Source organism: Flavobacterium aquaticum (genome assembly GCF_003259835.1).
Taxonomy (GTDB): Bacteria; Bacteroidota; Bacteroidia; order Flavobacteriales; family Flavobacteriaceae; genus Flavobacterium; species Flavobacterium aquaticum.
Genome location: NZ_QLMI01000003.1, coordinates 26,482 through 39,276 on the forward strand (window position 1 = coordinate 26,482; position 12,795 = coordinate 39,276).

10 protein-coding genes are annotated in these 12,795 nt (G+C 32.9%); 5 read left to right on the plus strand and 5 right to left on the minus strand.

What is annotated here, in order from left to right; translation table 11 throughout:
- Positions 1 to 167: 167 nt before the first annotated feature.
- Positions 168 to 2,237, minus strand: coding sequence for a M13 family metallopeptidase (locus B0I03_RS05185; protein WP_111566404.1), 2,070 nt, complete (start codon positions 2,235 to 2,237; stop codon positions 168 to 170).
- 3 nt (positions 2,238 to 2,240) lie between these two features.
- A complete protein-coding gene (locus B0I03_RS05190; RefSeq protein ID WP_181452347.1) occupies positions 2,241 to 3,854 on the minus strand; it encodes a S8/S53 family peptidase in 1,614 nt (537 codons plus the stop codon).
- 129 nt (positions 3,855 to 3,983) lie between these two features.
- Here B0I03_RS05190 and B0I03_RS05195 point away from each other — a divergent pair, with 129 nt between their 5' ends.
- From B0I03_RS05195 to B0I03_RS05215, 5 genes are all read left to right on the plus strand, one after another.
- Positions 3,984 to 4,679 (plus strand): SCO family protein, encoded by a 696-nt coding sequence (locus tag B0I03_RS05195; RefSeq protein ID WP_111566406.1) that lies wholly within the window; start codon positions 3,984 to 3,986, stop codon positions 4,677 to 4,679.
- 97 nt (positions 4,680 to 4,776) lie between these two features.
- Complete coding sequence (locus B0I03_RS05200) at positions 4,777 to 5,004, plus strand: FeoA family protein (RefSeq protein ID WP_111566407.1); 228 nt, start codon at positions 4,777 to 4,779, stop codon at positions 5,002 to 5,004.
- Between the two features lie 5 nt (positions 5,005 to 5,009).
- Positions 5,010 to 7,112, plus strand: coding sequence for a ferrous iron transport protein B (gene feoB, locus B0I03_RS05205; protein WP_111566408.1), 2,103 nt, complete (start codon positions 5,010 to 5,012; stop codon positions 7,110 to 7,112).
- Positions 7,113 to 7,150: 38 nt separating this feature from the next.
- Complete coding sequence (locus B0I03_RS05210; protein ID WP_111566409.1) at positions 7,151 to 7,981, plus strand: hypothetical protein; 831 nt, start codon at positions 7,151 to 7,153, stop codon at positions 7,979 to 7,981.
- Positions 7,982 to 8,163: 182 nt separating this feature from the next.
- Entirely contained in the window at positions 8,164 to 10,383 is a 2,220-nt protein-coding gene (locus B0I03_RS05215) for a TonB-dependent receptor family protein (RefSeq protein ID WP_111566410.1), read from the plus strand.
- A 203-nt stretch (positions 10,384 to 10,586) separates the two neighbouring features.
- Here the strand turns inward: B0I03_RS05215 and B0I03_RS05225 are convergent, their stop codons facing one another.
- From B0I03_RS05225 to B0I03_RS05235, 3 genes are all read right to left on the minus strand, one after another.
- A complete protein-coding gene (locus B0I03_RS05225) occupies positions 10,587 to 11,420 on the minus strand; it encodes an HAEPLYID family protein (RefSeq protein WP_220084601.1) in 834 nt (277 codons plus the stop codon).
- 107 nt (positions 11,421 to 11,527) lie between these two features.
- On the minus strand, positions 11,528 to 11,917 hold the full coding sequence (locus B0I03_RS05230; protein ID WP_111566413.1) for a hypothetical protein: 390 nt from the start codon (positions 11,915 to 11,917) through the stop codon (positions 11,528 to 11,530).
- Positions 11,918 to 11,974: 57 nt separating this feature from the next.
- Positions 11,975 to 12,793: a ZIP family metal transporter gene (locus tag B0I03_RS05235; protein WP_111566414.1), complete on the minus strand. Its 819-nt coding sequence runs from the start codon at positions 12,791 to 12,793 to the stop codon at positions 11,975 to 11,977.
- Between the last annotated feature and the right edge of the window lie 2 nt (positions 12,794 to 12,795).

Below are 12,795 nucleotides of genomic sequence, written 5' to 3' on the forward strand. Positions count from 1 at the left end.
CTAACCTTTTAATTTGTGACAAAACATTTTCTATTTCTTCAAACAAAAAACCACATAGAAACATAGGTTTAAATCTTTAGGCGTTTCACTTTTTTGAGAAAAGATAGCTCTTGTGAACTATAACGAACTCCTAAAAAAATTCTATGATTCTATGTGGTTAAATAATATTACCAAATTTTCACACGTTTCTCAAAAGGTAAATACATACCGTTGTGTGGTAAAATATTGAACGCTTTGTAGAACGCTTCCACATTTTGTAACGGCACATAAGCACGATACATTCCTGGTGAATGTGGATCCGTTTTTACTTGGTTTTTAATCGCTTCGTCACGCATTTTACTTCTCCAAATGGTTGCCCAAGAAATAAAGAAACGTTGTTCTGGTGTGAAACCATCGATTAAACCTGGGTTTCCGTTTGCTTTCAAATAAATTTGTAAACCGTCGTAAGCTGCGTTAACACCTCCTAAATCTCCAATATTTTCACCTAAAGTGAATTTTCCATCAACAAAAATTCCAGGTAATGGTTCTAAAGCTGAATATTGGTCAGCTAAAGCACTTCCTAAAGTGGTGAATTGCTTTAAATCTTCATCACTCCACCAATTAACTAAATTTCCATCAGCATTGTATCTTGAACCTGAATCGTCAAATCCGTGTGAAATTTCGTGACCAATTACGGCTCCAATTCCACCATAATTTACGGCTTCGTCTGCTTTGTAATCATAAAAAGGTGGTTGTAAAATAGCCGCTGGGAATACAATTTCGTTGTTTGTTGGACTGAAATATGCATTTACCGTTTGTGGCGACATTCCCCATTCTTCTTTGTCAACTGGTTTGCCTAATTTTTCAATGTTTTTCTTGTGACTCCATTTTGCGTACATTTTTGAATTATCAAAATAGGTTCCTCCTTGTTCTGGAGATTTTACTTCAAGAGCTGAATAATCTTTCCATTTATCAGGATATCCGATTTTCACTCGGAATTTATTCAATTTGATTTTCGCATTTTCCTTAGTTGCTTTTGTCATCCAAGGCAAATTGTTGATTCGGTTATCAAAAGCCAACATCACATTTGCAATCATTGCTTGCGCTTTTGCTTTTGCTTCTGGCGGGAATTTTTTAGCTACGTATAGTTTTCCTAATGCTTCACCTAATCTTCCGTTAACTGTTGCTAAAGCTCTTTCTTCCGCTGGACGTTGTTTTACTGCTCCAGTTAATGTTTTTCCGTAGAAGTCAAAATTAGCATTTTCTATTTCAGTTGAAAGTAATCCCGAAGAACCTCTTAAAGCTGTCCAACGCATGTACGCTTTCCAATCTTCAACTTGATTGTCTTTTAAAATGGTTTCAACTGTTTGTAAATATTTTGGTTGCGAAACTACTAACGAATCTACTTTACCAATTCCTACAGATTGAAAATAAGTATCCCATTTTACTGTTGGAACTAATTTTTGCAAATCAGCAAAACTCATTGGATTGTATGTTTTTCTTCTATCTCTACGCTCAACTCTATCTAAAGTTGCAGTTGACATTTTAGTTTCTAATGCTAAAATTTTCTTAGCATTCGTATTGGCTGTAGCTTCAGATTCACCTAAATATTGCAACATTCTGGTTACGTGAGCTATGTATTTTTCGCGCTTTTCTTTGTTGTCTGGCGCATCGGAAACGTAGTAATCTCTATCGGGTAAACCAAGGCTTCCTGTTCCTACATAAATTACGTTTTTGTTGCTGTTTTTAGCATCGGCACCAATGTAACTTCCGAAGAAACCTAATCCCATTTCTGGTTCCATTTCGGCTAATAAAGCAACTAATTGGTCCGCATTCTGAACACTATTAATTTTAGCTAAATATGGTTTTAACGGATCAATTCCGGCTTTATTTCTGCTTACGGTATCTAAAACAGTTTTATACAAGCTAATTGCTTTTGCTTGGTCTGAATTTGGATCGATAGTTTTGTCGTTGATAGCTTCTTTCAAGATAGCCATTACATCGTCATCGGTATTTTTACGAAGCTCGTCAAAACTTCCCCAACGTGTTCTGTCAGCTGGGATTTCGGTTTTATCTAACCAAGTTCCGTTTACATAACGATTGAAATCGTTTGCTGGATTTACGGATTTATCCATATATCCTACATTAATTCCTACTGATTCTTTTTTTGTAGCTACTTCTTGTGACGATTTACAAGATATTAGTACCGTTGACAAAAAAAGAAATCCTAGACTTCCTTTTAAAATTACTCTATTCATAAATTACTCTTTTATTATACGTCTTACTACTGATTTATTATGCGATGTTATTCGAAGAAAATATACTCCTGATGAAACAGAAGACAAATTAAGTTGTATTTCGGAATTTGAAACTTCAAAATCTTTTTTAGACCAAACCACCTTACCTAAAACATCATACACTTTAATTTCTGAAATTTCATTTTTACCTGTTATTAAGTTAAAAATTTCTTTTGAAGGATTTGGGTAAACCACAATGTTATTTTCTTCAAAAGATTCACTACTTAAATTTTGTTCTATATTATTGAGAGCGGCTAACATATTTGGAATTGGACCAATATTTTTAGTTAAATCTCCTCCTTGAGCAACTCCAGTGCTTTTGAGAATGGTTCTCATTTGTTGAGATGTTAAAGTATTATTTGTTTGACTTTTATAATAAGATTGTAAAACGCTAACAACGCCTCCTATTTGAGCTGTTGCCGCGCTTGTACCAATAAAAGACATATAAGACTGATTGAAATCGTTATTAAACAAAAGAGCTCCATAACCTGGAATTGCCCCTGTAGTTCTTACATTTAAAAACCATCCTTGTACATCAACTCTTGCTCCGTATGAGCTTCCATAAGTTATTCCACCTGAAACATATGAATAAATACTATGACTTAAATTAGCTGTTCCGGCACCAACGATGATGGCACCACTATCTCCATAATTCAAATAGTTTTGATAATCTAAACTGTCCAAATTTTGAAAACCATTCCCTGCAGCTGCAACAACAATTCTTCCAGCATCAGTTAGTGCTTTTGTTAAATTCCAAACCAAAATATCATACTCAGCTGGAACAAAACGAGGGTCTGAGACTGCACCGTTAAATCCGTAAGCTTGCATTTCAAAAACAATTACATCACCAATTACCGAATTATTTAAAGCTTGAGTTATTGCATTTGTTCTACTATAACCGCTCTGCTGCCATTCGGGATATAACCAAACTTGTTGTGCTCCATGAGCAATTCCAGTAATTCCATAAGAACCATTATTACCAAATAAAACCCCCATTGTAGCTGTTCCGTGCTCTGTATAACTAATTGAAGCACCCGTATTCACATCCATTCCAGGTGCTATATTGCAATTAGCATCATTAAACTCTTCATGGTTTTTATTAAATCCATACTCAATATTATGAATGGTAACATTTTGACCCGAATAACCTAAATTCCATACTGCTTCAGCGTTTAATCCAGGATTTGCTTGTAAATAAGTTTGTTGTGAAACATAACTAGGTGTAACAGGCAAAATATCTCCTGGAGGAGGAATTATTCTGTTTTCTGTAAATAAATACGGGACTTTTCTAGAACTTAAAAAAGTTAATAACTCTTGATTAAAATTTGAAACTGTAAAATAATTCTTTAACTTTTTTACATTTGAATTGGTTCCTGTAATTTTAATTGCATCTCGCTCTAATTCAAGAAATTTATCTTCTGAGATGTTGTAGAATGGCTTTGTTGTAAATCCTTTGGCAGTAATATAATCGATGATTTCCTTGTTTTCCCCCTCTAAATTAATAACTAAACTATTCTGACTCTTAACGAGATGAATAGTAAAAAATAAAAAAATAGAGAAAAGGTAATTTTTAATCATACATCGCATCGCCTCTAATTACAATTTCACAAATATAATGAACATAATCAACAAATTAGAATTTTAACAAATGTCTATTCGTGTTTTAACAAAACTCATTTGATTTATGATTATTTTTGCAAAAAAATTATGTTCGCTATTATTGCCCCTTATAAAAAGTTTTTAATCATTTTTGGAGTACTTTCTATCCTTATATATTTTGGTATTTATAACTTACTTTCTCCAGAAAAAATGCTTCCGATTTATTCGCCAAGAGATATTAATCCTGAATTAGTAGATTCTACAGTGCAACATATTGGCAACGATCATAAAATTGCTGATTTTGCTTTTACAAATCAAAATGGGAAAGTAATCACCCAAAAAAACTATGAAAATACGATTTATGTAGCCGATTTCTTTTTTACCACTTGTCCAACAATTTGCCCAAAAATGACCGATAACATGGTTTGGTTACAAAATCAATTGAAGAACAACCCAGAAGTAAAACTATTGTCTTTCTCTGTTACACCTGATATCGATACGCCTGAAGTTTTAAAAAAATATGCTCAAGAAAAAGGTGTTGATGATTCGCGTTGGAATTTAGTTACCGGAGATAAAAAGGATATTTATTATCTAGCCAGAAAATCCTATTTAGCTGTAAAAACAGGAAAGCCTGAAGAAATGTATGACATGGTGCATACTGAAAATTTCATCTTGGTTGACAAGAATAAACGAATTCGTGGTTTTTATGATGGCACTAATTTAGATAAGCCTACCGATGATCCAAAAACAAAAAACATGAAACAACTTTTAGAAGATATTTTGTGGCTTAGCGAAAACCAATAAGTTAATTTTCATAAATAATTTGCTAAAGTTGACAATTATCAGTTTTAGTCCGATTATAATTTTTACTTTTGTATTTTAATTCAATCTAAATAAGGAAATGGAAATTTGTTCTTCTGAACTTAAAATTGGAGAAGTTGCCGAAATAACCTCCATCAATCTAGATGAAATCCCACTAAAACTTTTAGAAATGGGATGTTTACCTGGAAATTCCATTACTTTAATTCAAATTGCGCCTTTGGGCGATCCTTTGTATTTTAACGTAAATGATTCGCATGTAGCTATTCGATTAGAAACGGCTAAAGAAATCACGGTTACCAAATTGTAATTCTCATGAGTAAAAATCCTATCAAAGTTGCTTTAATTGGAAACCCAAATGTGGGCAAAACATCGGTTTTTAATGAATTAACAGGATTGAATCAACAAGTGGGAAATTATCCTGGAATCACCGTTGAAAAAAAACAAGGCGTTTGCAAATTAAACGAAACCACTAAAGCTAAAATCATCGATTTACCCGGAACTTACAGCTTAAATGCAAGTTCAATTGATGAAAATGTGGTGATTGAATTATTACTAAATAAGAATGACGAAGATTTTCCAGATGTTGCCGTAGTGGTGACCGAAGTGGAAAACTTAAAACGAAATTTACTCCTTTTTACCCAAATTAAAGATTTAGAAATTCCTACCATTTTAGTCATTAACATGGCGGATAGAATGGAATTAAAAGGAATTGAGTTAGATATTCCTGTTTTAGAAAAAGAACTAAAAACGAAGATTGCTTTAATTAGTTCACGCAAAAAAACTGGAATTGACAACCTAAAAAAACTAATTCTCAATTATGAAAACCTTTCAACCGAACCATGTTTGAATGCTTCGTCAATTGATCCAGAATATTTTAATAATTTAAGAAGAGCGTTTCCAAATCAGCTGTTGTACAAACTTTGGTTAGTGATTACTCAGGATGTCAATTTCTTGAATCTTGACCGAAACGAAATCAAAAGCTCGTTTACCAAATCGCATTCCGATTTAAAAAAATTACAACAAAAAGAAACTATAAAGCGTTATCAATTTATCAATGACACGCTAAAATTAGGTCAAAAAATAGATGTTTCAAAAGCAACAGATATTCGTGCAAAAATCGACCGAATTCTGACACACAAAATTTTCGGTTACGTTATTTTCTTTGGAATTTTAATGTTGATCTTCCAATTTTTATTTGATTGGAGCAGTATTCCGATGGATTTCATTGATGAAACCTTTGCCAATTTAAGTTCGCTTGCTAAACAACATCTTCCAGCGGGAGAATTTACCAATTTAATAAGCGAAGGATTGATACCTGGGATTGGTGGAATTGTGATTTTCATTCCGCAAATTGCCTTCTTATTCTTGTTTATTTCCGTCTTAGAAGAAAGTGGCTACATGAGTCGCGTGGTATTTTTGATGGATAAAATCATGCGAAAATTTGGGTTGTCTGGAAAAAGTATTGTGCCTTTAATCTCAGGAACTGCTTGTGCGATTCCGGCGATAATGAGTGCAAGAAATATTGAAAATTGGAAAGAAAGATTGATTACGATTTTAGTTACGCCATTCACTACTTGTTCGGCAAGATTACCAGTTTATGCGATTTTAATTTCCTTAATTATTCCCGAAAAAAGAGTGTTAGGGTTTTTAAGTTTACAAGGTTTAACCTTAATGGGATTGTATTTATTAGGATTTGGAATGGCGATTTTTTCAGCGTACTTACTGAATAAATTTTTAAAATTAAACTGCAAATCGTATTTCGTAGTTGAAATGCCAAGTTATAAAATTCCGATGTTTAAAAATGTTGGAATTAACGTTTTAGAAAAAACCAAAGCCTTTGTTTTTGGTGCCGGAAAAATCATTTTGGCGTTATCAGTAATTTTATGGTTTTTAGGTTCTCACGGATTAAGTGATGATTTTAACAATGCTGAAAAAATAATAACCGAGCAAAATAAAAACAAAACCATTACTGCCGAAGCATTTGAAGATCAAGTGAATTCTTTCAAACTAGAGAATTCTTACATCGGTTATATGGGAAAAGCCATTGAACCCGTTATTCGACCTTTAGGTTATGATTGGAAAATAGGAATTGCAGTAGTAAGTTCATTTGCGGCTCGTGAAGTTTTCGTTGGAACATTAGCTACCATTTACAGCGTTGGAAGTCATAGCGAAGAAGAAACTACCATTAAAAACCGAATGGCTGCAGAAGTACAACCAGAAACCGGTAAAAAAATATTCAATTTTGCTACTGGAATTTCTTTGCTACTATTTTATGCTTTCGCAATGCAATGTATTTCTACTTTAGCCATTGTGAAAAAAGAGACCAATTCATGGAAATGGCCGATAATTCAGTTGGTTTTTATGAGTGGATTTGCGTATGTAACTTCGTTAATTGCCTATCAATTTTTGAAATAAAAGGCATACTTTTTGATTGTCTTCAAAAAACAAAATTGATGAAAAATACATTATTTGTACTGTTTACTATTTTAACTTTAAATAGTTCTTTTTCTCAGAAAATCGACAAGTCTAAAAATGAATTAAAATCGGGAAATTCTTCGCATTCTTCAAGCTCAAATAACAGTTCCTCGAGTTCAGGGTCTTCCAGAAGTTCTTCTTCAAATGATTTTGGATTAGCTAGCTTATTTGTTGAAGGCTTATTGTATGTAAGTTTTTATTCCACTATTGGAGATTACAGAAGTGAAAATCATTTATACAACCCATTATCTAAATATCCTTATTTTGATGGTGAATCAGGAAATTTTCAAAAAGAAAATGACAGTATTCAATATGAAAACTTGATGCGATTTGATGTTGAGAATCATTTTCTGTATAGCAACAATAATTTATTCGGAAATCATCTAAAAGCAAAATTTAGACCTTTTCAATATTTTTATGTGCAAGCCAATTATCGTGAATTATTGGAAAAAAACATGTTAACAAATCGTTTTTCAAACCTATCATTATTTCAATTTAACGTGGCTTACGATAGAATTCGATTCAAAAAATTCAATTTAGGCTGGACACTTGGCGCAACTTATGTTGGCAATGATGTACAAAAAGCAGGTTTTTCCTATGGTTTACATACGGATGTTTTTGCAATAAAAAACATAAGTTTTAATAGCGCTATGATTTGGAGTAAAATAAATGGCTTACCCGTAAACTCTTTTGAAATCAGAGGAAAATATCATAAAAAGAATTATTTTTTCTCTTTAGGATATGAACACTTAAAAATTGCTTCTCCAAATTACAATTTCACAACAATTGGTACTGGAATTTACTTCTAAAAAAGGCGTTTTTATCATATAATATTAAAACATTCTTCGTTTTTAATAAAAAAAGTAATTGTTTTTTCTTAAAACTTCACATTGTGAATAATTCGACCAAATCCTTTAAAAAACCCTATTTATAATTTGTCTAAATAAATTTTAGTGATTATTTTTGCTCTGTAGAATTAATCTAAATAAAGATGAAATATATCATTGTCCCAATTGCCTTATTAATCTCAGGAATAGCATTTTCACAAGAAAGCGAAACCAAAAATGATTCTGTAAAAACATTAAAAGAAGTTGTTGTTTCTGCTAATCAAATCATCGGAAGTAAATTTGAAGCCGCGAACAAAACAGGTTCGGCTGCTTATATCTCAGCTGAAGATTTACAAAAATTTAATTACACCGACATCAATCGTGTTTTAAGAACTGTAACCGGAGTTAATGTTTATGAAGAAGATGGATTTGGGTTAAGACCTAATATCAGTTTAAGAGGAACTTCTCCAGATAGAAGTGCGAAAATCACTCTAATGGAAGATAACGTTTTAATTGCGCCAGCTCCTTATTCAGCTCCAGCAGCTTACTATTTTCCATCGGTTGCTCGTATGAGTGCTGTTGAAATTTTAAAAGGAAGTAGCCAAATTCAATACGGTCCTTTTACTACTGGAGGAACTATTAACTTTGTTTCGGCGCCAATTCCAACAAAATTTAGTGCAGGTTTTTTAACAGATTATGGAAGTTTTAACACAAGTCGCACAGTTGCAAACGTAGGAATCGCTAATGAAACAGTAGGCGCAGTAGTTCAATTTTTAAACTACAATTCTGATGGTTTTAAAGATTTACCAAGTGGTGCCAATACAGGTTTTGATAAAAAAGATGTAATGGCTAAATTCAGAGTACAATCGAAACCAACCAGTAAAATTTACAATGCTATTGAATTTAAAATGGTGTATGCTGATGAAGACGCAAATGAAACGTATTTAGGTTTAACCGAAGAAGATTTCAACAATTCTCCTTTCATGCGATATGCAGGTTCGGAAAAAGACAATATTACTACAAAAAACAATCAGTTTTCTGTTACACATACTTTAAAAACAAGCAACTATTTTAGTGTAACTACAACGGCCTACCGCAATAAGTTTTCAAGAAATTGGTACAAATTAAACGATGTGCGATTTGGCGGAACAACCTACAATATTGATGCAATTTTAGAAGACCCAACAACAAATGCATTAGCTTTTGATTATGTAACAGGTGCACAAAACTCACCAAATAACGCTTTACGAGTTCGCGCTAACAACAGAGGTTATTTAGCACAAGGTGTTCAAACTAAATTAGATTTTCATTTCTTAACTGGCGATGTTTATCATGATTTAGAAGTAGGCGTTCGTTATCACAAAGACAGCGAAGACCGTTTTCAATGGAATGATAGCTATGCTATGATTGATGGTTCAATGATATTAACTACTGCTGGAACTCCAGGAACACAAGACAATAGAATTGCTTATGCAGAAGCACTTGCTGCACACGCTCTTTACAAAATTAAATACAACAATTTAACTGTTACACCAGGAATTCGCTTTGAAACCATCGACTTGTTAAACAAAAACTATGGCACAAATGACGTAACAAGAACAGGGGCAAACTTAGTTGAAAACGACAATCATGTAAAAGTTTGGTTGCCAGGAGTTGGTGCTAATTTTAGAATCAATAATAATTTATCATTTTTTGGTGGCGTTCATAAAGGTTTTGCACCTCCAACAAACAAAGAAGGAACTGAAGCCGAGAAAAGTGTGAATTACGAATTAGGTTCTCGTTTTAAAATCAACAAATTATCAGGAGAAATTGTAGCGTATTTTAATGACTATTCTAATTTATTAGGTAGCGATTTAGCTGCAAGTGGTGGTTCTGGAACATTAGATCAATTTAACGCTGGTGAAGCACATGTGAAAGGAATTGAGTTGTTATTAAACTATCAAGTTTTAAAAGAAGACGGGAAATTCAAATTGCCAATTACTTTTGGATATACTTTAACAGATACCGAATTTGTTAACGAATTTGCAAGTACTGACGGAGCTTGGGGAACAATCACAAAAGGAGATGAAATTCCATACATTTCAAAACACCAATTTAATGCTTCAATTGCATTAGAACACGCAAAATTTGAATTGATTTTAGGCGCAAGATTTAATGGTGAATTTAGAACAGTTGCCGGTCAAGGTTCTATTCCAAATGAATTTTCTGTGCCAAACAATACGGTTGTAGATTTTGGTTCAAAATATAAATTTAACAAACATTTTAGCCTAACTGGAAACATCAACAACCTTTTTGATACTACTTATTTAGTTTCAAGAGTTCCATCAGGATTACGACCAGGAATGCCTTTTAGTGCATCTATCGGAATTGCCGCTCAATTTTAATAATTTTAGTTCGTTTTAAGTTAATAAAAAAGCAATCTCATGAATTTTGAGATTGCTTTTTCTACTTTTGTACTATGGATATACAACAAATCTTAGTTTACCTTTCTCTTGCCATTGCCGTAGGTTTTTTGGTAAAAAAATTCTTTTGGAAAAAACGCAAAAAGAAATCAAAACCTTGTAACGACGATTGTGCTTGTCATTAATTAATGTTTCTTGTTATGACTAAGTTCGTATATCAATCGTAAGAACGAACTAAAACGTTCATTTTCTCTATTTACGGGAATTCCAGTTACAATGCCTACCATTAAATTTTCAGCAATACCTACTCGCATTTGTGGACGAATCGTCATATCAAAATCGTTATTATGATTAATTTCTTTGTTGAATTCTATTCCAATAAAATTACGAGTTCCAGGAATCATATAATGAAAGTTTGAATTGATTTGATAATTCGTATGCCAAGAATTCTCACTAAAATTATGTTCAAAAATGGGTCCGGTGTACAACAAAGTGTGAAAATTATCACCCCATCTTTTAGCTACTACAAAAAACGGATTGTATAGATTTCCTTTGAAAAATCGATCGTTGTCGTAATTTTTAAATTCCGTCATTTCAAATTCATGAATGTAGCCAATTGCCAACGAAGTTTTATACTTTTCCGAAACCAAAAAGGAATATTGAGCTGCTAATTTTAACCCGTTAAGCTTACTATTTGGTGCTTGAACATCGTTTGCTAAAGGATAATAAAAAGAAAAAGGCAATTCGATTTCTAACCCCAAACGGTCTATTGGCGCCCATTCATATTCTACTAAAGTAGTATATTCATCATGAGAATTTGCATCGGTTAAACCAAAACCTACATTCCATTCTTTCTCTCCTTTTCGAGCTCCTAAATCTCGAATTAAATCTATATAAAGTGGTTCGGCATGTAAGATTTTAGGTCGTAGTTTTGGATTTTCAACTTCTTGAATATACAAACTGTCTTTTATTTCATTTTCAGTTTGTGCTTGTGATGGAATTGTAAAAAGGGCAACCATTAACCCTACTAAAACATAATAGTGTGTTTTCATATTCTAATTTGATAATAATAAACATGTAAAAATTACTCCGTTTTTGGAGTTAAAATCAGTTATAAAAAATCAAATTAAATAAGTGGTGGTGGCGAAGTAATTTCCAAGGAAATACTATCAAAAAATGGTAATTGTAAAATCGACTTTTCATTGGAATTCCAATTAAAGTTATTACTCTTAAAACCATCATTTAGATTGAAAACAAAAAAATCTAAAGAAATTGATTTTTTCATTGATTTTTGAGAAGTATTCTCAACATCATCTTGCTCAGAAATAGCATTTTCAAAACCCAATACTTTTTCAACCAAAAGTTCTACAATACTTTCTTGATCGTTAAATTTTAGATTTTCTTGTTGAGAAAAAATTTGGACATCAGGTGCATCTACACTACAATTCAAGAAATAAAACGCCATGAAAATCCAAAGAAATTTTCCAAAACTAGTTCTATTTATCAATCGTATCATGACGCAAAAATAAACATCGAAAATACAATGTAAAACGTTTTAACAAAGATTTTTAGCTTAACCTAGAGCTACATCTAAAGTCATCATCACGATAAATCCGCCGATAAAACCTAAAGTTGCGATATCAGTATTTTTATCTTGTTGCGTTTCAGGAATTACTTCTTCAACTACTACAAAAATCATGGCTCCGGCTGCAAAAGCTAAAGCATAAGGTAATATTGGAGTGAAAAAAGTAACCGCAACTGCTCCTAAAACTCCAAAAATAGGTTCTACAATCGCAGACGATTGTCCGTACATGAAACTTTTTCTTCTGCTCATTCCCATTCTTCGTAACGGCATAGAAACCGCAATTCCTTCAGGGAAATTTTGAATTCCAATTCCGATAGCCAAAGTAACCGCTCCAGCGATTGATGCTTCTGGAATTCCCGCTGCAACACCACCAAACAAAACACCCACCGCTAATCCTTCAGGAATATTGTGTAAAGTTATGGCTAAAACTAATAGTGTAGTTCTTTGCCAAGGTGATTTTATGCCTTCTGTTTCTTTGAAATTAATGTGCATGTGTGGCAAGACTTTATCCAAGCCGAAAATAAATAAAGCTCCTAAAGCAAATCCAAACGCTGCCGGAATTACTTTTACAAAACCATCTCCATCACTCATTTCGATAGCGGGTGCTAACAAACTCCAAAAACTTGCCGCAACCATTACGCCGCCAGTAAAACCAAGCATTCCATCTAAAACAACTCGATTCATCGTCTTAAAAAAGAACACAAACGAAGCACCAAATGCCGTTAATCCCCACGTAAATGTGGTAGCTAAAAAAGCAGCCAGAATCGGGTCAATACTTTCAAAAAAATCTATAATCGCATCAAACATAA